General features: G+C 52.1%; 21 protein-coding genes. 5 read left to right on the forward strand and 16 right to left on the reverse strand.

Features of this window, described 5'->3' with window-relative positions; translation table 11 throughout:
* Positions 1 to 204 precede the first annotated feature (204 nt).
* Together AC1W8Y_RS09740 and AC1W8Y_RS09745 are read right to left on the reverse strand one after the other, a co-directional pair.
* Positions 205 to 1,329, reverse strand: a complete 1,125-nt coding sequence (locus AC1W8Y_RS09740) for a Fic family protein (RefSeq protein WP_482014286.1) — start codon at positions 1,327 to 1,329, stop codon at positions 205 to 207.
* Between the two features lie 210 nt (positions 1,330 to 1,539).
* On the reverse strand, positions 1,540 to 2,487 hold the full coding sequence (locus tag AC1W8Y_RS09745) for a LysR family transcriptional regulator (RefSeq protein ID WP_482014287.1): 948 nt from the start codon (positions 2,485 to 2,487) through the stop codon (positions 1,540 to 1,542).
* Positions 2,488 to 2,611: 124 nt separating this feature from the next.
* On the opposite strand from AC1W8Y_RS09745, the gene AC1W8Y_RS09750 reads away from it, so the two are divergent.
* From AC1W8Y_RS09750 to AC1W8Y_RS09760, 3 genes are read left to right on the forward strand one after another with little or no spacing between them, the layout of a single operon-like run.
* Positions 2,612 to 3,682, forward strand: a complete 1,071-nt coding sequence (locus tag AC1W8Y_RS09750) for a TauD/TfdA family dioxygenase (RefSeq protein WP_482014288.1) — start codon at positions 2,612 to 2,614, stop codon at positions 3,680 to 3,682.
* Between the two features lie 16 nt (positions 3,683 to 3,698).
* Positions 3,699 to 4,664 (forward strand): Bug family tripartite tricarboxylate transporter substrate binding protein, encoded by a 966-nt coding sequence (locus AC1W8Y_RS09755; protein WP_482014289.1) that lies wholly within the window; start codon positions 3,699 to 3,701, stop codon positions 4,662 to 4,664.
* Positions 4,665 to 4,694: 30 nt separating this feature from the next.
* Positions 4,695 to 5,567, forward strand: a complete 873-nt coding sequence (locus AC1W8Y_RS09760) for a TauD/TfdA dioxygenase family protein (protein WP_482014290.1) — start codon at positions 4,695 to 4,697, stop codon at positions 5,565 to 5,567.
* Between the two features lie 105 nt (positions 5,568 to 5,672).
* Here AC1W8Y_RS09760 and AC1W8Y_RS09765 read toward each other — a convergent pair whose 3' ends face one another.
* The 6 genes from AC1W8Y_RS09765 to AC1W8Y_RS09790 all read right to left on the reverse strand — a co-directional run bounded on the left by AC1W8Y_RS09765 (position 5,673) and on the right by AC1W8Y_RS09790 (position 13,359).
* Positions 5,673 to 6,737, reverse strand: coding sequence for a TniQ family protein (locus AC1W8Y_RS09765; protein WP_482014291.1), 1,065 nt, complete (start codon positions 6,735 to 6,737; stop codon positions 5,673 to 5,675).
* Between the two features lie 141 nt (positions 6,738 to 6,878).
* Positions 6,879 to 8,711, reverse strand: a complete 1,833-nt coding sequence (gene glmS / locus AC1W8Y_RS09770) for a glutamine--fructose-6-phosphate transaminase (isomerizing) (RefSeq protein ID WP_482014292.1) — start codon at positions 8,709 to 8,711, stop codon at positions 6,879 to 6,881.
* A gap of 55 nt (positions 8,712 to 8,766) precedes the next feature.
* Positions 8,767 to 9,822, reverse strand: coding sequence for a glycosyltransferase family 4 protein (locus AC1W8Y_RS09775; protein ID WP_482014293.1), 1,056 nt, complete (start codon positions 9,820 to 9,822; stop codon positions 8,767 to 8,769).
* A gap of 5 nt (positions 9,823 to 9,827) precedes the next feature.
* Positions 9,828 to 11,249 (reverse strand): MFS transporter, encoded by a 1,422-nt coding sequence (locus tag AC1W8Y_RS09780; protein ID WP_482014294.1) that lies wholly within the window; start codon positions 11,247 to 11,249, stop codon positions 9,828 to 9,830.
* Positions 11,222 to 12,592 (reverse strand): bifunctional UDP-N-acetylglucosamine diphosphorylase/glucosamine-1-phosphate N-acetyltransferase GlmU, encoded by a 1,371-nt coding sequence (glmU, locus tag AC1W8Y_RS09785; RefSeq protein WP_482014295.1) that lies wholly within the window; start codon positions 12,590 to 12,592, stop codon positions 11,222 to 11,224. The genes AC1W8Y_RS09780 and glmU overlap by 28 nt, the downstream gene beginning before the upstream one ends.
* A gap of 53 nt (positions 12,593 to 12,645) precedes the next feature.
* The gene (locus tag AC1W8Y_RS09790) at positions 12,646 to 13,359 is read right to left on the reverse strand and encodes a PhaM family polyhydroxyalkanoate granule multifunctional regulatory protein (protein WP_482014296.1); all 714 of its coding nucleotides are present in this window, start codon (positions 13,357 to 13,359) and stop codon (positions 12,646 to 12,648) included.
* 60 nt (positions 13,360 to 13,419) lie between these two features.
* On the opposite strand from AC1W8Y_RS09790, the gene AC1W8Y_RS09795 reads away from it, so the two are divergent.
* Positions 13,420 to 13,650 (forward strand): DUF3717 domain-containing protein, encoded by a 231-nt coding sequence (locus tag AC1W8Y_RS09795; protein WP_482014297.1) that lies wholly within the window; start codon positions 13,420 to 13,422, stop codon positions 13,648 to 13,650.
* Positions 13,651 to 13,685: 35 nt separating this feature from the next.
* On the opposite strand, the gene AC1W8Y_RS09800 is transcribed toward AC1W8Y_RS09795, so the two are convergent.
* Genes AC1W8Y_RS09800 through AC1W8Y_RS09820 form a run of 5 tightly spaced genes read right to left on the reverse strand, consistent with a single transcriptional unit; the run spans position 13,686 to position 17,760 of the window.
* Positions 13,686 to 14,294, reverse strand: coding sequence for an SCO family protein (locus AC1W8Y_RS09800; RefSeq protein ID WP_482014298.1), 609 nt, complete (start codon positions 14,292 to 14,294; stop codon positions 13,686 to 13,688).
* Positions 14,295 to 14,299: 5 nt separating this feature from the next.
* Positions 14,300 to 15,193, reverse strand: coding sequence for a heme o synthase (gene cyoE, locus AC1W8Y_RS09805; protein ID WP_482014299.1), 894 nt, complete (start codon positions 15,191 to 15,193; stop codon positions 14,300 to 14,302).
* Complete coding sequence (locus AC1W8Y_RS09810; RefSeq protein WP_482014300.1) at positions 15,190 to 16,209, reverse strand: COX15/CtaA family protein; 1,020 nt, start codon at positions 16,207 to 16,209, stop codon at positions 15,190 to 15,192. The genes cyoE and AC1W8Y_RS09810 overlap by 4 nt, the downstream gene beginning before the upstream one ends.
* Before the next feature lie 6 nt (positions 16,210 to 16,215).
* Positions 16,216 to 16,860 (reverse strand): SCO family protein, encoded by a 645-nt coding sequence (locus tag AC1W8Y_RS09815; RefSeq protein ID WP_482014301.1) that lies wholly within the window; start codon positions 16,858 to 16,860, stop codon positions 16,216 to 16,218.
* 42 nt (positions 16,861 to 16,902) lie between these two features.
* Positions 16,903 to 17,760 (reverse strand): SURF1 family protein, encoded by an 858-nt coding sequence (locus AC1W8Y_RS09820; RefSeq protein ID WP_482014302.1) that lies wholly within the window; start codon positions 17,758 to 17,760, stop codon positions 16,903 to 16,905.
* 36 nt (positions 17,761 to 17,796) lie between these two features.
* On the opposite strand from AC1W8Y_RS09820, the gene AC1W8Y_RS09825 reads away from it, so the two are divergent.
* A complete protein-coding gene (locus tag AC1W8Y_RS09825; protein ID WP_482014303.1) occupies positions 17,797 to 18,000 on the forward strand; it encodes a twin transmembrane helix small protein in 204 nt (67 codons plus the stop codon).
* 63 nt (positions 18,001 to 18,063) lie between these two features.
* Here AC1W8Y_RS09825 and AC1W8Y_RS09830 read toward each other — a convergent pair whose 3' ends face one another.
* The 3 genes from AC1W8Y_RS09830 to ctaD form a co-directional block, all read right to left on the reverse strand.
* Positions 18,064 to 18,939, reverse strand: a complete 876-nt coding sequence (locus tag AC1W8Y_RS09830; RefSeq protein ID WP_482014304.1) for a cytochrome c oxidase subunit 3 — start codon at positions 18,937 to 18,939, stop codon at positions 18,064 to 18,066.
* A gap of 80 nt (positions 18,940 to 19,019) precedes the next feature.
* Complete coding sequence (locus AC1W8Y_RS09835) at positions 19,020 to 19,247, reverse strand: DUF2970 domain-containing protein (RefSeq protein ID WP_482014411.1); 228 nt, start codon at positions 19,245 to 19,247, stop codon at positions 19,020 to 19,022.
* A gap of 145 nt (positions 19,248 to 19,392) precedes the next feature.
* The gene (ctaD, locus tag AC1W8Y_RS09840) at positions 19,393 to 20,988 is read right to left on the reverse strand and encodes a cytochrome c oxidase subunit I (RefSeq protein ID WP_482014305.1); all 1,596 of its coding nucleotides are present in this window, start codon (positions 20,986 to 20,988) and stop codon (positions 19,393 to 19,395) included.
* Between the last annotated feature and the right edge of the window lie 80 nt (positions 20,989 to 21,068).

The following is a 21,068-nucleotide window of genomic DNA, read 5'->3' on the forward strand; positions in this document are numbered from 1 at the left end:
TGACGCTCTGACCGGCATTGTCAATGTGCTGGCGTCTGAATAGCGCGGCTTTTGCACGACCTGCCCACTGAGTTTGTCTCAGAAAACAGCGGCAGGCAATGGCCGCATAGCTCTACCTCTGGCCTCAGTTAAAAAGGGGAGGATTACCCGCGGCAGGCGACTTTCCCGATTGAAAAAACTGAAGCAGCCGAATTTCGCCTTTACCTATTCAGGCAAGTGGTTCAACTCATAGCTGGTGCTACGGCCGCCAGCACTGGCTTTGCGTAAGACGCCGCGTGCAAGCAGATCTGTAATGTCGCGCAATGCGGTGTCGGGTGAGCATTTAGCAATGGCCGCCCACTTGCTACTGGTGAGCTTGCCTTCGAAGTCATCAAGCAATCGGTTGAGCAACTTCACTTGTCGCTCATTTAGTGGCGATGTGGCCCAGCGTTGCCAGAAGCGCGTCTTTGCCAGCACTGCATCCACCGTGAGGTGCGCCTGGCTGACCGCACGATGCAGTGTATCGAGGAACCACGCCAGCCACTGCGTCACGTCGAGGGAGTCCTTTTGAGTACGCTCAAGGATGTCGTAGTAAGCCTTGCGTTCGCGCTGAATCTGTGCCGACAGGCTGTAAAAGCGTTGGGACCTGCCATCGGCGCGAGCGAGGAATAAATCACTCAAGGCTCTCGCGATACGGCCATTGCCATCATCAAATGGATGTAAGGTCACAAACCAAAGGTGCGCCAGTCCGGCTTTGATCAACGGTGGCTCGCCAGATGGACCGTTGGCCCATTTCAGAAAACCTTCGGTTTCTGCTTCAAGTTTATCGGCTGGTGGCGCCTCAAAGTGAACCCACTGGCGGCCGATGGGACCCGAGACCACTTGCATGGGGCCGGTCGCATCATCGCGCCATGCGCCAACGTTAATTGTGGTTATGCCGGCGTAGCCGGTCGGGAAGAGTGCTGCATGCCACCCAAATAAACGTTCCCGAGTGACGGGGTACTGGCAGTTGGCTGTTGCATCGAGCACCATTTCAACGACGCCCTCAACATTGCGATCGACTGGAGCCAGTGCGCCGATGTCGACGCCGAGGCGACGGGCAATGGATGATCGAACGGACTCCACGTTCAGGTGCTCGCCCTCGATCTCACTGGTCTTCATGACGTCCTCGGTCAAGGCCGAAAGATTAGCCTGATCACGCAAGGCCATGCCAACGTCAGCCAACCGTCCCATGAGCAAGCCTTGGGCACGACTGACGTCAGCCAGAGGCTGTGCCAAGGTCGCCAGGTTGTAGCGCCAGTTCGGCCAGTCAGGGGCTTGCCAGATGTAGAGGTAATCTCCGCTTTTCATGCGGGGATTATGAGACTTATTCGCCGCAAACGCAAGTCAATCGCCGCAATATGTGCGGCGTTTAAGGCAACTAATCTCCGCACACCAAGCTTGCGGAAGCGGGTTTGAGTTCGCCAACGGGAATTGAATCATGCGCTGTTTGATAACCATATTTGTGCGCGCCGGTTGAATGCGGACCAGGTGGTTAATATTCAACCGGCGCGAACAGGCTTAGGCTTTATTGGTGCCAAATTCGTTGATTTTCGACACTATCATCTTGTTTCCCTTCTGCACTTGCAACTGCGCCAAGACCAACGCTTTTAATTGCTCTGCCGCCGGGGTCAAGCTGCGACCGCGGTAGGTCACGAGATGCAGATGCCGCCACATGCTTGCTTTCAATGGAATATGAACGATGTCATTGTCCGCAATTGCCTGTAAAGCCAGTTCTGGCAGCAGCGCTACACCAACGTCCGCGGTGAGTAAAGGTTTAATGAGATGGACGACAGAGACTTCGTAGGATGGTCTGCGGCAAATTTCGGGCAACCGTTGATCGCGTTCGATGACCTGTCTTAGCCCATTATTCTTGGTCAGCCCGATAAATACATGTTTTTCTAACTTCTTAAGAGAAATAGGCTCAAGCGACAAGGCTAGGGGATGACGCCGGTTGCAGGCGATACTCACTCTGTCAGAAAGAATTCGGGTGGAATCCAGCTTGGGATGTTGAACAGGAAGCGTTGTTACCCCAAAGTCAGCGTCGCCATTCAGCACATCTTCAATGACAGTAGTTGTCCCTGCCTCAGCTAGCCTCACCCTTATTGCAGGATGGGTTGCCGACAGTTGGGTAACGACGGGGATGAGCACGTATGACAAAAAGGAGGCAGCACCTGATACAGCCACTGAGCCCGCCTGAAGATTGACTTGCTCATCAATGGCCGCAATTGCACGTTCAAGATCCTCAATTAGCCGCTCAGCCACCGACAAAAAATGTGAACTTTGAGCCGTAAGTTTGACTGCCCGCGTCGTTCTGTCAAAGAGTCGCAGCTCTAGCGTTTCTTCAAGACTTTTAATCGCCGCGGTTAGCGTCGGTGGTGTGATGTGCAATCTCTCAGCTGCTTTGCTGAAATTTAGCTCTTCGGCTAGTACGACAAATGCACGAAGTTGTTTGAAAGTGACGTCCATTATTATTCGTTTATATCTAATAATAATTTAAAATATTTGAATGGTATTAACTATATACCTATGGTTAACTTGCTTCAAATATAAACGCGATCAAGCGCTAAGAACCAAATAGGGGGAGCAAACCATGCAGGTTCGAGAACGTGACTTAGAAACTATTCTTAATAAAATCGCCGGCCCTGCCGCTTGGACAAAAAATCAATTGGTCTCAGATAGTTCTTGGTCGCTTGATTGGTCCGCAGAGCAGGTCGATGAATTGGTTGCGGCGGGCAGACATTATTTATCACTGAGTCTGCCGCTAGAGAACATCTCGAAGGCGCAGTTTCCTCTCGATAAGTGTAAGCCGATCATTGACAAGGTTCTGACAGACCTATTGCACGGCAGAGGCTTCATTTTGTTGCGAGGGCTACCTGTGCTTGAATTGGGCCTGTTGCTTTCCTCCGTGATTTATCTCGGGCTTGGCGTGCATCTAGGCAGTATTCGAAGCAACAATGGCAAAGGTCATCTACTTGGTCATGTCAAGGATCAAGGCGTTGATGTCAACGATAAAAACGTACGCTTTTATCAAACCAAAAGGCGTCTTGATTTTCATACCGACTCTGCCGATTTTGTTGCGCTACTTTGCCTGCAAAAATCAAAGACCGGCGGTGAGTCTTATATTGCTAGCTCGATGAGTCTTTTTCTTGAAATAGCGAAACGACGACCAGACTTGGTTCCGTTCTTGTTTGAACCCTATCCGACCGACAGACGAGGCGAGGTTCCTGCTGGTTATCATGACTGGTTCAACATGCCCATCTTTACCTGGCACGACGGTCAGTTGACTTGCGTGTTCATCCGTCAATATATCGAATCTGCCCAGGCGAGCTTTCCAGATGCGCCTCGACTAAAACCCGAACAGATCGAGGTCATGGATCTTATCGATGAAATTATTCGTGACTCGGATCTGGTTTTACCGATGAGTTTCGAGCCGGGCGACATCCAAATCCTGCATAACCATCAGATCCTACACTCTCGGAATGACTTTGAAAACTGGCCAGAACCTGAACGTCAAAGACATTTGTTGCGACTGTGGGTGTCGCCACAAAATGGGCGCACGCTCCCCGACTACTTTGTGCCTAGGTGGGGATCGGTGACACCAGGCGATCGAGGGGGCATTATTGTTCCTGGGGCAAAACGCACCGTGTCACTCGCATTTTAAGGACTGAGGCCACCCAATGAAAATTAAAATGATGTTCGGGTTTGCGTTCGTGCTGTTGACCGCTGTCCTGTCAGCCACTGTACAAGCATCCTACCCAGAAAGTATTGTTAAGGTGTTGGTTGGATATCCCGCTGGGCAAACAACTGACACCATTGCTCGTACGATCTCTGAGCGACTTTCTCAAAAATGGAATGCTACGGTTATTGTCGAAAACATACCTGGGGCGGGCAGTACGATGGCCGCCGCTGCTGCTGCCAGAGCAAAAAAAGATGGCCAAACTCTCTTGTTTACGGCCAATGCCGCGATGGTCATCAGCCCGTACATCTATGAACATTTGAGTTACGAACCACTCAAAGAATTTGAATTTGTCAATTTGTCTATCTGGGTTCCCTATATCTGCGCGGTGACACCCTCTTTGCCCGTGACAGATATGCGATCACTTGCTGAGTACATTAAGGCACATCCGGATACCGTGTCGTACGGATCACCTGGTGTCGGCACCATATCGCATCTCACCATGGAAATGCTCAAAGCTGATTACCACTTCAACGTGCTTCACGTGCCGTATAAAGGGTCTGCTGCAGTGCTAACCGATCTGGCGGCAGGAAACGTGCAGTTTGCATGCGAGCCGACCAGCGTTGTCGGGCCACTCGCGAAAGCTGGCCGGATCAAAATGATTGCAGTGACGTCTGAAAAAAGACTGTCGCAGTTTCCGGATGTGCCGACGATTGGTGAGACCTATCCCGGCTTTACCAGCGGCGCGTGGGTCGGGGTTGCGGTACCTAAAGGGGTACCCAAACACATTATCAAGAAGCTGGATGAGGATATTTCAGCAGTACTCAAAGAACCTGCCGTTATTAAAACATTTGAAGATATCGGCTTAGTCGTTGTGTCTGATGGGCCTGAGAAATTTACAAGGCTTGTTAAATCGGATGATGAAAGATTCAAAAAGCTTATCAACACCCTTCATTTGAAGCCCTAAGCAAGCAGGCTTTCATCACAGGAGATCATCATGCAGTTACAGTTCAGAAAGCTGACGGAAAAAATCGGTTCAGAGGTCATTGGTGTCAATCTCGCTGAACCACTCAGTAGCGAAGACATGGACAAGATTGAAAATGAATTCAACCATCGCGCCATCCTGCTTTTTAGAGATCAGGACATTTCTGAAGCGCAGCACATCAACTTCAGCAGACATTTCGGCGATCTCGAAATCCATGTTCTAAAACAATACTTGCTTACTGACCATCCTGAGATTCTCCTAATTTCAAATATCCAAGAAAACAATACTAATATCGGTATTAGTGATGCTGGGCAATACTGGCACACAGACCTGTCTTACACGAAAAGCCCGAGTCGTTGCTCGATTCTTAAAGCAAAAGCAATCCCTGCCCGAGAGGGTGACACGAGCTATGGGGATACTTGTTTTATCAACACCGCAGCTGCCTATGAGGCGCTGGATGAGAACACGAAAGAGCGCCTCAGTAAACTGCACGCTGTGCATTCTTACGCTGATCGATACGAGAGAATGCGTCTAGCTGCAAATAGTCAACGTCAGCCATTAACCGAAGAGCAGCGCAAAAAAGTACCTGAGGTCGTCCACCCGGTCATTAGAACGCATCCAATCACTGGCAAAAAATCCATCTATGTCAACGAAGGATTTACCACCAAGATTGTCGATATTGCAGCTGAAGAAAGCAATGCCTTACTCGAGCAACTTTACTCACACTGCACGGCTGAAGATTTCAAGTATCGCCATCAATGGAAAGTCGGTGACATCATGATGTGGGACAACTGCACGACACAACATTTGGCGATATCTGACTATGGGCCAGACCAGCATCGGTTAATGCATCGCACCACAGTGATGGGCTCAGCAGTTTTCTGAGCCAACCGATGAGGCATCCTACTGAGGCTAGGATTTTTTGTACTTAGCGTAATACTCAGTGGCTAATTTGCGAACGGATTTGCCGTTGTTGGCGTAATCGTATTCCTACAAGGGGGGTGCTACTAAAAATTTGGACTGATTTATGCCGTAAGTCCAAGCATTCGCTTCAGTCGTCAGCCCCGGGAAGTGTTTAAACAAAACGGGTAGATACTTGCTCTTCAATAGGTGGATTGCTTGCACGGTTAGCTTCGCAACTTCGATCAGCGCTACCTCTGCATTTTCGTAAACAATCGCTAAAAGCAGTGCATAACCAATTGCTGTCACACCGAGCGATGAACTATTTAATGAGTCAGTCATGACTTTTAGCGCCATTTTCAAGGTCTTCGTGCCAAGCGACAAAACTGACGCAAACCAATCGCGGTCAAATCCTTCCAGCAATAGTGCCTCAGCCGATAGGGGACCATGACAACAATCACTTATTGAGAGGTGCTGATATATTCGGGTTCGCGCAAACGAAGACACGTCAGCAGAAGCTACTGGTTTTGTGCTGCCTAAAAAACCATTCAGAATTTCTAGGTATCTCAGAACGAATGGGTTTTGGATCGCTCGGACCCACTGGTTCTCCGCGATCTGGGAATCGAGTAAATCACACTCATGTGGTTGCAATGAGAACGGCTCGGGGCAAATTACGGCTGACAGACCAGTTTTATGTTCAGGACACCACAGAAGTCCCGGCAATTGATGAATTCGTCGCCACCATGAAAATCCGTACGTATTCAAATCTTCGCCGGCACAGACTGCGCAAGAATATTGAAAATCTCTCGTCTGCGCAAACGCGCGCCTTAACAATGTTCGCTTGCGACTACTGCCATGCGGAATATCAACGTCAGTAATTGCTACCGATCTATTGAGGGGCAGCATGGTATGAGTGCGGACAAATTGCGTGAATGGAACGTTGGCGGCAATCGCCAAGGCTTCAACTCGAGTTATTTCTGCTGATACGCTTTGATTTATTTGCGCCCATTGCCGAAGGCGTCGGGTTGCCAGGGCAGAATAATTCCACGCGTTCACTCTTGCGAGCCGCCCACTGTAGCCAAGGGCAAGCTCGTCCTCCATTATTGGCAATTGAATCACAACCTTTGTCTCATTCGTCTTTTTATTATTGGTCACAGAAGCAGGTTCCGATCTCTGGTCTAAACATAGAGACCTCGGCGATCATGGACGGGAAACTTCATGGACAAAAACCGACACACTTTATTAATAATCGACACACTTTATTAATAAAAACAGAATTATTACCCCCTAACGAAATTACTCCACCGTCACACTCTTGGCCAGATTCCTCGGTTTATCAACATCCGTCCCACGGGCACATGCGGTGTGATAAGCCAACAACTGTAAAGGAACGGTGTGAAGGATAGGGGACAACACCCCATAAAACTCTGGCATGCGGATCACATGCACCCCTTCGCTGCTTGGGATTTTCGAGTCTGCATCAGCAAAAACATAGAGTTCACCGCCGCGCGCCCTCACCTCTTGCAGGTTGGATTTCAGCTTCTCGAGCAAGGCATCGTTTGGCGCAATCGTGACCACGGGCATCGATTCGGTCACCAAGGCCAGCGGCCCATGCTTTAACTCACCTGCAGGATACGCTTCGGCATGGATGTAACTGATCTCTTTTAACTTAAGCGCCCCCTCAAGGGCGATGGGATAATGCATGCCACGTCCCAAGAACAACGCATTTTCTTTGCTCGCAAAGCGGTCTGCCCAAGCAATAATCTGAGGTTCAATCGCGAGCACTGCGCTCAAGGCCGCAGGCAAATGACGCAGAGCTTTCACATGCCCAGCCTCTTGCGCAGCGTCGACCCGACCCTTGACTTTACCGAGTGTCAGCGCCAACAGAAACAACGCCGTTAGTTGCGTCGTGAAGGCCTTGGTTGACGCGACCCCAATCTCGACGCCAGCTCTCGTCAAGAACGATAATTTACATTCTCTGACCATGGCACTAGTGCTCACGTTGCAGATCGTCAACGTGTGATCCATCCCCAAGGCACGGGCGTGTTTCAAGGCAGCGAGCGTATCCGCCGTCTCACCAGATTGCGAAATCGTGATCACCAGTGTATCTGGGTGAGGCACACTGTCGCGATAGCGATATTCACTAGCGATTTCAACGGAGACAGTGATTTTGGCAACCGCTTCGATCCAGTACTTCGCCGTCAACCCTGCGTAATAACTTGTCCCACAGGCCAAAATCAGCACTCGGTCGATCTGATCAAAAACAGCAGCCGCCTGCTCACCGAATAGCCCCGGTTCAATCGCTTCGATGCCCGAGATGGTATCGCCCATCGCCCGAGGTTGTTCGAAAATTTCCTTTTGCATATAGTGGCGATAGGGGCCCAACTCTGCGGCCCCCGTGTGCACCAGTACCGTGTTGACCTTTCGGTCTGCCTTCACCCCGTTGACATCGTATATCTCGACATGATCCAGATGCAGGTCGACGATATCGCCCTCTTCGAGATAAATAATTTGATCGGTCGTCCCAGCGAGCGCCAGCGCGTCTGAGGCGAGAAAATTCTCACCTTGACCGATCCCGACCACCAACGGGGATCCCTGACGGGCACCAACGACACGATGAGGTTCGCTACTACAAAACGCCGCAATACCGTAAGCGCCATGTAAACGGGCAACCGTCTGCTGCAACGCAGTTCGCAAGTCACCTTGGTATAAATGATTCAGCAAGTGAGCAATGACTTCAGTATCCGTCTGGCTCACAAAAACATAGCCGGCCTGCTGCAATTCCGCGCGCAATTCTTCGTGGTTCTCAATAATGCCGTTGTGAACCAACGCAATCCGAGGCTCAGCCCCCCCAAAAGAAGAAAAATGAGGATGCGCGTTACTGGTCGTTGGCGCACCATGCGTTGCCCAGCGGGTGTGGGCAATCCCGGTAAATCCGCTGATCTTGTCTTCAGCAATGTGTTGCTCAAGTTCTGCCACGCGATCAACACTGCGGGCTCTGCGCAAACCACCGGCCTGAAACACAGCCACCCCGCAAGAGTCATACCCGCGATACTCAAGGCGCTTTAGGCCTTCTACCAAAATTGGGGTAATGTCACGGGTCGAAACGGCGCCAACAATGCCACACATAAATAAATCTCCTGTCTATTGCGTGATTGTCACCGCTTTGCGGCAAGGGTGCAAACTAAGTGCGAGACAGGCGTCGATAAACCTCAAGATAGCGATCAACCATGGCATTGACACTGTAGTACAACTGCACATCGTCGTAAGCATTTTGAACCATCGAAGTCACCAGACCGGGGCGCTCTAACACCATCAGAATTTGTGTGGCCATCGCATGAGCGTCGCCGACCGCAACCAGCAAGCCCCGTCCATTAGCCAAGGTTTCTTTTAAACCACCGGCATCGGTCGACACGACGGGTACTTTCTGTTGCAGCGCATCCAAGACACTACTGCCCAGCGCTTCAAACTTAGAAGCCATGACGAAACAGGACAAGGCGGGATAAAGCTGTTCGACTGCTTGCTCAAAGCCCAAGAGCAGGTATCTGTCTTGCAACCCCAATTGCGTGATGCGCTCACGAGCTAGCGCGGCGGCTTTTTCATCAGCCCCCCAATGCACAAAGACCACATCGTCGAGCCGTTGACACACCTGCGCCGCAGCTTCAATCAGCGTTAGCGGGTCTTTTTCAAAAGAGAGTGCAGATGCCGTGCCGACCAGGCGGCGCCCCTGAAAGCTGTGTTGAGCAATAAACGCAGCAACCCGCTCGGGATGAGGCTTAATCGCTGGGACCGCGCTGGCAATCACCGTGACGCTGAGTCCTAATTCACGTGGCCCAACTGCAGCGGCTTCACTGATCGCAATCAGCGCATCGACTTGTCGCCACTTTAAGCGCGTCTTCCAACGACCACGCTTGAGCGGGAAGCTGGTGCGCTTGGTAAAGACCAATGGTTTTTGCACGAAGCGTTTCATCAATGCACACCAAGTTGCCGCTTTGGCCGTCTGCGCATGCATGACCTCGAACTGCCCCGCAATCGATAAAAGCCTCAACGCGAAACCAAGCCCAGACTTAGCCTCAAAGACCTGAAACCCCGCCGCTTTGGCACTTGCCCCAAGCGCACTCTGTTCAACACACAGCAAAGCCACCTGATGGCCTGCCTCTCTCAACCCCTGCATCGTCAATAGGGTTTGCCGCTCTCCCCCGCGCCAGGCCTTTTCAGTATTAATTTGCAAAATCCGCATGAGGCTCAACCGTCTGACCGTGAGGCGCCACCCTGGCGATTTCGAATCACGTTAACGATAACAGCGAGCGATGAAAAACCCGCCCCGATGGTCAAACCGATCGTTGGGCCCCATTGCTCGGTGAGTGCGAACGCAGACGCCACCGTTGCAGCGCCAAAAGACTGGCCAAAGACGCGAGTGGTTGCTTGCAACCCACCCAAAGCCCCCGCTCGGTTTCGGGGGGCAGATCGAATTAACACCCGATTATTGGGTGTCTGAAAAAAACCAAAACCAACCCCCGCCACAAACATCGAGACAATCAGCCAGATATCAGGCGTACTGGCTGGCAACACAATGATGAAGCCGATGCCGCATGCCATCGCGGCAGCCCCTGCTCCGCTCAATAACGCAACTGGGTAGCGGTCAGAGAGCCGGCCAGCGACAAGCGCCGTCAAGGCAGCACCCGCCGGCCACCCCCCCATCAGCAAACCCACTGATATTTGTGGGCGATGCATGACCTGCTGAAAGTAAAACGGCAACGAAACAAACGTCGCCATCTGCGCCATGAAGGTGCTGGCCGAGGCGGCGATCGCAAACCGCATGGCGGGGATTCTGAATAAATCGACTGGCACGAGCGGTGCTGATTGGCCTAAAGATCTGCGAACCAGCAAGATGCCAACGGCAATGCTGACGGCAATCACGCAAGATGCGATCGCAGGATAGGTTGAAAAGTAATCCACCCCGATAATCAATGAGCCCAACGTCACCATACTTTTGATGGCACTGACAAAATCAAACGGGGATTTAATCGGTGCCACATCAGGCAAGGATTTCACCCCGAACATGGCAAGCAAACCAAAAGGGACATTAAACGCAAATAACCAATGCCAATTGGCAATATGCAGGATGAACGAGCCAATCGCGGGCCCCAACACAGACATGACACCTACGGTCATCGCATTGATGCCAATCCCCTGCCCCATTTTGTCGGGCGGATAAATATAACGAACCAGCGCACCAAACAGACACATGATGGCTGATCCACCGAGCCCTTGACAAACCCGGCAAAACAACAAGATCTCCAGATTAGGGGCAAGTGCACTGGCACACGACGAAAGGGTGAACATCAACAAACCGTAGCGGAACAGTTTTTTAAACCCAATTCTTTCCCCAAACGCTGCCAAAGGTAACAGGGTCATTGCCACCGTCACCCCATAGGCGTTAACAACCCACACAACCATGGAAGAGGTTTGGTGCAGGTCGCGAGCAATGGCGGGCAGGGCCATATTGGTCATCGATGAATCGAGTACCGAGATGCTGAGCCCCATCAAAAACGTCAAGGTCGCCCAGTGTCGCCTGGGCACCGGCAAGCCGTCGGGGACGCCTTGAGTCGCCTGAGACACAGTCGAAGGTGCTGGGCTTAAGATTTTTTTACTGGCCGCGTCCATGTCGGTATTGTTATTTGCTTGGCACGTGAGATGGTCAGTTGATGCTCTGGCGCATCACTTGTCAAGGTCGTACCAGCCCCCAGCGTTGCCCCTCGACCCACGGTGACGGGCGCAACCAGTTGTGTGTCTGAACCGATGAAAGCATCATCACCGATCACGGTTCGGTGTTTATTGACGCCGTCGTAATTACACGTAATCGTGCCCGCACCAATATTGACTCGCGCACCGATGTCGGCGTCGCCGAGATAGGCCAAATGCCCTGCTTTTGCGTCTTCACCTAATTGGGCGTTTTTAATTTCGACGAAATTGCCAACATGTACCCGATCGCCAAGTCTTGCGCCAGGTCGTAACCGAGCATAAGGCCCTATCTGCGCCTGAACCCCGATCACTGCTTGTCGCAAATGACTAAATGCTTCGATGCGGGTCGAATCCCCGACCGTAACATCCCGCAAGACGCAGTGAGGGCCCACGTACACCCCATTGCCGAGCGTGACAGTTCCCTCGAAAACACAACCCACGTCGATAAACACGTCTCGGCCACAGGTCAGCGAACCCCGTTGATCAAACCGGCTAGGGTCTGCTAAGGTCACGCCCAGCTCAAGCTGCCGGCGGGCAAGCTCTTGCTGCCAGATGCGCTCGAGCGCCGCTTGTTGTGCGCGGCTGTTTACCCCGGCCGTTTCGTAGGGCGCGTCAGGGTGTGCAACATTGATCGTGACCCCCTCCTCGACAGCCATCCCAATGATGTCGGTCAAATAATACTCACCTTGAGCATTGTTGTTGGTCAGCTTGGCTAACCAGCGCTTAAGTAGCGCGGTCGGCGCTGCCACGATGCCGGTATTGACCTCCGTAATCCGTTGCTGCGCCTCGCTCGCATCTTTGTGCTCAACAATGGCAATGACCTGTTTGTTCGAGTCTCGAACGATGCGGCCATAGCCAGCCGGATCCGACATGATTTCGGTCAAAATCGCAACGCCATCGCCCCGCGCCTCTAATAGACGCTTGAGTGTGTCGATCTGCACCAAGGGCACATCGCCATACAGGACAAGCGTCACGTCGGCTTGTTGGTTTTCACCAAGCAGTGGCGTCGCTTGCAGAACCGCATGTCCTGTCCCGTGCTGCGGCTGTTGCAGGACGAACTGCAAGTCTGGGTCAGTCAGGTAAGCCGCGCGTACTTGGTCGGCCCCGTGGCCGATGACCGCGATCACGTTGTCTGCGCCCAAAGCACGCGCTGAATCCAGCACATGACTCAGCATAGATTTGCCAGAGATGGGGTGTAGGACCTTGGGCAACTCAGATTGCATCCGCTTGCCTTGGCCTGCGGCGAGAATAACGATGTTCAACATGTGAGAAGGAGGATGTTAATCAAAAGGTTTGAATGACCGATCGTTCAAGACGATCAGATAGCTGCTTTTCTTGGTGCACGCGCGGTTGCCTTTTTGGCTGGACTCGCTTTTTTTGTCGCGGCTGTTTTCGTTACTGTCTTGGTGCTGCGACTGTTGGTCGCTTTGGTCGCTTTGGTCGCTGGCTGGACGGCGGCGGTGGACGCGGCCATCGTTGCCGCTGTCGCTTGAGCCACTTGACCAAACTGCCGTTGCAACATATCCCACCAAGCTTGCGCGGCCTCTGTCACCTTGCTTGCGCCCTCGGAGGTAGAGGAACTATCGTCCGCTTTGCTCGATGCAGCACTGGGCCTCACCTCTTCTTTGGCCGATGCTGCAGTGGCAGTGGTCTCTGGCCAGATCGACTTTGGTGCGTTTGAAGCACTCGCAGCGTTTGTCGTGCCGGTCTCACCGGTCATGCCTGGCATGTAGGACTTTAAGGTAACAATGGTCGCCAATTGAACCTCCATCCCTTGTATCGTGCTACTGAGCATGGATAAGTTGAGCTTCAACCAGTTTTCGACGGCACGTAAATCAGCAATTTTTTTCTCGAGCTCGTCTGGGTCCATGGCGCGCGTCATTTGCAAACCCGCATTAAGGCCCCCAGGCCCTGTAAGGCTCGTGAATGCCTTTCGCATCATCTCCATGCTGGCTAACAGGGGGTTGCTAGCTGCGTCGCCCGATTGGCCCATCCCGGGCAACACGAAGGGATTCGAAGAGAATGCGTTCATATGACTATCCTTTTGTCTCGGGTTCAGTAAGATATTAAGATATTCTGGGACAATAGCGCCATGCAAACGACGATAACCTTGACTGAACTTGAAGCTGCAATTAATTTCTGGCGCCAGCGTAGCCCGTCTATCGGCGAAGAACTCCGCTTATGCAAAGAGGCGTCTGCGTTGGCAACCCCTTATGCCACGCTGATTTACTTGCACCGCCAAACCATCTCTCTTAGCGAAATGTCTGCCATGGCTCAGCAAGCTTGGTTAGACTGGAAATCCGCTACGAACAGCACCGGCTGACTGATCCCGAGCACTGCTCAAGGATAACCAGCGCTTTATTCTGCAAGCAAAATGGTCAGGTCCTTGGCAATCGCAGCTGCACCCGAATTGTTGGGTACAAGCACTCTCGACTCGCCCTTTTTATCGATCAGATAAAAAGAGGCACTGTGATCCATGGTGTATTGGCCAGCCGCTTGCGGGACTTTCGCATAATAGGCCTTATACAGACTGGCTGCTTGTTTGATCTCAGCCAGTGAGCCCGTGAGCCCCAAGATTCGATCGTCGAACGCCTTAATATATTCGGTCAAGATCGCTGGGGTATCACGTTCGGGATCGACGGTGATCATCAGTATTTGCACGTTACTCGCTTGATCACCGAGCATTTTCAGCACTTCTGCCAGTTCGGCGAGTGTCGTCGGGCAGACATCAGGGCACTGCGTGAAGCCAAAAAATATCAGCGTTACCTTACCTTTGAAACGCTCATCCGTAAAAGGTTTACCGTCCATCCCCATCAGACTAAGCCCACGCCCGAGATGCGTACCTGAAATATCGCTACCCACGAACACGGGTTTTTGATCAGAACACCCCGCCAAGAGCAATATTGCCAGCGCCAACGTCAGGGGCGCAACACAGGTTCTCAGCAAACCCTTGGGGGAAGACACCATGATGATTAAAGTACCAACCAATGATCAATTAATAAGGATGCAAATAACAGCGAGAGATAAATGATTGAGTCTCTGAACAGGTTGCGGGCGAGCTCATCGCTGTAGGCACGATAAAGTCGCAAAGCGCTCAACACAAACCAACCACCCAGCACTGTCGCAAAAGCGAGATAAAGTGACCCACTCATGCCAATAACATAGGGCAGCATCGTCGTGGCCCACAGCGCAATGCTGTAGAGCAGGATGTGCAAGCGAGTGAATTTTTCGCCATGCGTCACCGGCAGCATCGGTAAGCCTGCACTGGCGTAATCTTTGGTTCGGTATAGTGCGAGGGCCCAAAAGTGGGGCGGGGTCCAGATAAAAATAATCAAGACCAATAACCACGCTTCTGGCGGGACCGCATCCGCAATGGCGGCCCATCCCAGAGCGGGCGGCATGGCCCCAGACAGACCACCAATGACAATGTTTTGCGGTGTACGAGGCTTAAGAATGACGGTATAGATCACCGCGTAACCAACAAAGGTCGCGAACGTTAGCCACATCGTCAACGGGTTCACCCATCGATAGAGCATGAACATGCCGACGCCCCCGAGCAATCCCGACATCATCAGCACTTGCAACGAGGGGATAGTCCCGGCAGCCGTACCGCGTCTTGCAGTACGAGTCATTTTGGCATCTATCTGTTGCTCTATCAGGCAATTGATGGCAAAAGCTGCTGCTGCCAACAACCAGATACCAACCGTTGCGAACGCCACCTTTGTCAGATCAGGTAGACCAGGCGTGGCCAGAAACATACCAATGACGGCACAGAACACCGCCAATTGCGTCACGCGCGGCTTAGTAAGCACCCAATATTGGCGCAATAAGCTCGGTTTGCTGTTTTTGACGACGGTCGATGTCATGAATAAACTGAGGTGGGTAGGGTCTCTATTGTACCGAGCCTCACCAGGATGGTCACCATCGCTATCATCAGGCCAGCTGCACCCGCACTGTGCAGTACTGCGATCAGAATTGGCCATTGAAATAGGATGGTTGTGAGGCCGGTCAATAGTTGGGCGCAGAGCAGCGCCACCAAGCTAAGCGCAGGGCCTCGCAACCCCGTGTAGCGCTTTAATTTCACGGCAAGTATCGCCAAGTAAACAAACACAATCAAGGCTGCGTTTCTATGCACCCAATGGATAGCGGTGAGCGCATGCTGCGAAATCATGACACCTGCAGGGGTCTCGCCTAGGGCGCGCACGAGCGAATAGCCATCATTAAAATCCATGTCTGGTAGCCACAGGCCCTGACAGGTCGGGAAATCCATACACGCTAAGGCCGCATAATTTGTGCTTACCCAACCGCCCAAGCCGATTTGCATGAACAAAATCAGCAGACCAGCGGCTGCCCAAGGCATATAGGGCTTTGCGGATAGTGGGATGGCCGGGTAGCCCTTTTCACGAGCGGCCAGCCAGGTCATCAGCGCAAGCAAAGACATGCCAAACAGCAAATGCCCTGTCACCACCACCGGCATGAGTCGGTGCGTCACCGTCCAGGCGCCAAATGCGCCTTGCAAACATACAGCAAATAAAGTGACCGTTGCTAACCGTGGCGTTTGACCAATGGCTTTTCTTTGCCGCCACGCCATGACAGTGATGGCGATGATTAACAGCCCAAGCAGCGCACCGGCATAACGATGGATCATCTCTACCCATGCCTTATAGGCCGTCACTGGGCCGTCAGGCATCGACAAGGTCGCTGCTTCTATTGAGGATGAGGCACCGACGGGGGTCACATTGCCGTAGCAGCCAGGCCAGTCTGGACAGCCAAGACCAGCATCAGAGAGCCTGACAAAAGCACCGAAGACGATTAAGTCGAACGTTAGAAACCACGTCAGGAAAACAATTCGACGATATCGTCCAATAGGTTTCACACTCATGGCTGCTTATCCAATTCGAGAGTTTTTAAGCAATTTGCCGAGTTCGTCTCGTATCTTGCTGGGATCACTCTCTTCTGAGTAACGCATGATGAGGTGACCCAGTGGGTCGATGATCCACAAGAAATTTTCTAAGCCTTTGCCGGCCGGGTTCGCTGCGGCGTCCGGATACAGAAAGGCAGTGAGCTGCGCCGGATTGACGCGAACAATAATAGTGCCCTTGTACGCCTCGAGCACTCGTTCTGGTACCGCTGCCTCGTCGGTAATAAACCAGATCCGTTTCAACCGCTCTACCTCTTTACCTTGGCTCGCGTGGGCATTGCGCCAGATAAACAATTTCTTGGCACACGCGTCTGCACAATCGCCACCGTCTACCGCGACAAGAACCCATTTGCCCTTGAGTGAGGCCAGATCGAACGGCTGCCCGTCGAGGGTCACCACAGGTAAGTCATTCGAGGCAGGTACTGAACGCTGTGGATCAATAATCGTGCCGTAGGCGAGGCTACTGTCTGGGCGCAGGCTGGGATTGAAATACACCAAGACTGCTGCCAACACCGGTGCCAGCGTCAAGAGAAAAATAATGACCAAAGGGGCTCGTGATCGCTGCGGGGCTTGCTCACCGCGAGGCGACTGACCTAGATTCGTCTGACTCATTGCACATCCAAAATAAAACACAACAAACGCTCGAACTGCGTCTTAGCTATTATCGCCGATCTGGGCCTGGGCCTTGCGTCGCCTGAACGCTTTATAGGCAATAACCACCCATGCTATCAGGGCAATGGTCGCAAAACCAAACCACTGCAGGGCATAGCCATTGTTCTTGTCAGCGTCGAGCGAGGGTCGAGGCCACGACCGACTCAAGCCGTCATTCTTTTTATCTGTTTGCATCAGCACGGTTGGCAACAGCGTCAAGCCGGTTAGGCGCTGATAATCCAAGAGCTCAAGATTTTGCAATTTCGGCAGAGACTCAAGGGTTAAGTCCTTTTTGTCTGTGTCGGGCCGGTTCGCCCATCCCTGCGGCACCGCCGCGTCATTTGCTGCACCACTGAACTGCCAGAGTTCAAATAGCCGCGGGACATGAACCGAGAGTTCACCGGTGATCACTTGCTCTGAGCCGTCATTGATTGACTGTTCGAGCTGACGGGCAATTGCCTCGGCGGTTGAAGAGGCAGGCGGCGCGAGCCCACCTTGCATCACTCTTTCGAACCAACCTCGCAACACGAGCACCGCATGGCCATCACTCAAGACCAATGGTGTCGCCAACCAGAGACCCGGCCGACCTTCTTGATTTCGGTTATCGATCAGCACACTGAGCTGCGGCAACCAACGACCTTGAGCGATTGCGGGTCGCCAGGGCTGTAATTCCTCTGTCGGTGTTGCTGCTGACAGAAACAGCGCGGGCGCATTTCTTTGTGCTTCGATTTGAGCCGCGATAGCAGTTCGCTCGTCGGCCCGCCGAAGTTGCCATCGACCTAGCGAAACAAACACGACGCTCAGTACCCCTAGCAACAACAGGGCAATTAAGCTCATTGCTTGGTCACGACGACGTTTCATTTGAGCGATAATTCTCTGATAACGGGAGTATTTCTAATGCGAATTGTTGTTGCGGTCATCTTTGTCGTCATCTTGGCAAGCTTGGGCTCTGCGCTGTTCTATCTCATGCGGGATAAAGGCAAGAGCAGCAAAACCGTCTATGCGCTGACTGTCCGCATCGGCTTGTCGGTCGTGCTGTTCCTTTTACTACTGGTAGCCAACTGGATGGGATGGATTCAACCCACCGGCGTACTTCGGTAAAACCAGTTTTTAGCCCATAAAAAAAGGCCGACGGTGCCGGCCCTTTTTTTTTGCGAGTTCCGCTTACATCCAGTACACGAAGATGTACAGCCCAAGCCAAACAACGTCCACAAAGTGCCAATACCAGGCAGCACCTTCAAACCCGAAATGGTGATCAGGTTTGAAATGACCCTTCATCATACGAAACATGATGACAGTCAGCATGGTCGCCCCCAGCAACACGTGAAAACCGTGAAAGCCGGTTAACAAGAAGAATAGCGAACCATATGCACCAGACGAGAATTTCAAATTCAATTCTGTATAGGCGTGAATATATTCTTCAGCTTGGCAGCCAACGAAAATAAAACCAAGCAAAATCGTCGCCGCCATCCAGAAGATAGCGCTCTTGCGATGATTGGCGATCAAGGCGTGATGCGAAATGGTCAATGTGACGCCAGACGACAACAACAACGCTGTATTGATGGTGGGCAGCCAGAACGGCGTGACGGTACCAAACGCTTCGACCGTGCCGGCAGGGCCGGCGTTGGGCCAAACCGCATTGAACGCGGGCCACAACATTTGCCGGTGATCCAAATCACCCAGCCAAGGCACGGTAACGTTACGCGTATACCAAAGCGCGCCGAAAAAGGCCGAGAAGAACATGATCTCAGAGAAGATGAACCAACTCATACTCCAGCGATACGAGTTGTCGATACGCTTACTATTGAGGCCTGTTTCAGACTCGTGGATCGCGTCGCCAAACCAATAATATAAGACAACGAACAAACCCAACACGCCTGCCAACACACCCCATTTTGCCGCGTCAACCGCATTGACCCACGCAGCCGCGCTAAGCATCACGAGCAGCATGCACAGGCTCGCCCCAGCCGGATGTGGTGAGCTGTGTGGCACGTAATAATACGGTGCCTCTTTGCCTTGAATCGAGTGTCCTGCACTCATATTGTTCTCCCAGCGACAGATGTATGGTTACAAATGATTAGCAAAATATTTTGCGAAAATGTTTGGTTACTTGCCTGCAATTATGTCTTGAGTAACGAGATGGCCCACGTGGCAACGTAAACCAATCCCACCACAAAAATTAAACCACCGAGCAACCCCGCAATAACGAGGTGGACAGGATTCAGCTTTGCCATGTCGTCGTGATAACCAGCGTTTTTGCGCACACCGAACATCGCCCAAGCAACAGCTTTTAGCGTTTGAAAGAAATTTAGCTTTCTTTTGCTCAACTCTTTCAAATCTTCGGTCATGTCAACAGCGGCCTTGGTCATCAAAAAAACTAGCGATTTACAAATTCCGGATGATGGTCCAAGCAAACAACGCAACAACGATGACAAGAAAAACGAACCCGACACGGTTGTTTTTACTGCGTTGCTCTGGCGTCATCATCAATCCTTACTTAACCTCTGGAGGCTCGACGAAGGTATGGAAAGGCGCGGGCGATGGCACCGTCCATTCGAGACCTTCAGCGCCATCCCAAGGTTTCGCTGGGGCAGGCGTGCCTTTACCGGCGTAGGCTTTGAGCACGATGTACAAGAACAACAGTTGCGAGAGGCCGAACCAGAAAGCACCAATCGTAGCGATCTGATGGAAATCAGTGAATTGGGCAGGATAGTCTGCGTAACGACGTGGCATACCAGCCAGGCCCAAGAAATGCATGGGGAAGAACGTCACGTTAAACGAAATCATGCTCGACCAGAAATGCACTTTGCCAAGCGTCTCGTCGTACATGTAACCGCACCACTTTGGCAGCCAGTAGTAGGTGCCCGCAAACAAGCCAAACAGCGATCCTGCCACCAACACGTAATGGAAGTGGGCAACCACATAGTAAGTATCGTGCACTTGGATATCGATTGGCGCGACTGACAGAATCAGCCCCGTAAATCCACCGATGGTAAACACAAAAATGAAGCCGATCGCGAAGAGCATCGGGGTTTCAAAGGTCATTGAACCCTTCCACATGGTCGCGACCCAATTAAAGACTTTCACGCCTGTCGGGATAGAAATAAGCATGGTTGCGTACATGAAGTACAACTGGGCAGTGACAGGCATCCCCGTCGCAAACATATGGTGTGCCCAAACGATGAAGGACAGAATCGCAATGGACGCTGTTGCATACACCATCGATGCATAGCCGAACAGCTTTTTGCGTGAAAAGGCTGGCACGATCGCAGAGATGATCCCGAACGCGGGCAGAATCATGATGTAAACCTCGGGATGCCCGAAGAACCAGAAAATATGCTGATAAAGCACTGGATCGCCGCCCGCTGCTGCGTTAAAGAAGCCTGTGCCAAAGTGGCGGTCGGTCAGCACCATCGTGATCGCAGCAGCCAACACAGGCATCACAGCGATCAGCAGATAAGCAGTAATGAGCCATGTCCAGCAGAACAGTGGCATTTTCATCAAGGTCATGCCGGGTGCGCGCATGTTCAAAATCGTCACAACGATATTGATTGCACCCATGATGGACGAGGCACCCATGATGTGCACTGCAAAAATCGTCAAATCCATGCCGGGGCCCATCTGCGCTGTCAACGGGGCGTACAAGGTCCAGCCTGCAGCGGTAGCGCCACCTGGGACGAAAAACGAGGTGGTTAGTAAAACGGCAGCGACTGGTAACAACCAGAAGCTAAAGTTGTTCATCCGGGCAAACGCCATATCTGACGCACCGATTTGCAAGGGGACCATCCAGTTTGCAAAGCCAACAAATGCCGGCATGATGGCGCCGAACACCATGATCAGGCCATGCATGGTGGTGAACTGGTTGAACAACTCTGGCTGAAAAAACTGTAAACCAGGCTGAAACAATTCGGTGCGCAACAAGAGCGCAAGCGTGCCGCCTTCGAGCAGCATCGTAAACGAGAAGATGAGATACATCGTCCCGATATCTTTGTGATTGGTTGCATACAACCAACGACGCCAGCCGTGAAGCATGCCGTGATCGTGATCGTCCGTGTGTCCTGAAACGTGGTCTGCTGTAACGCTGCTCATATTGGACTCCCTAGCTACCTTTACCTATACCGCGCGACAGTGGCGCGGTATTTCGTTTAATTTGATCGTGAAGATGGTTA

This window comes from Jezberella sp., from assembly GCF_964834465.1.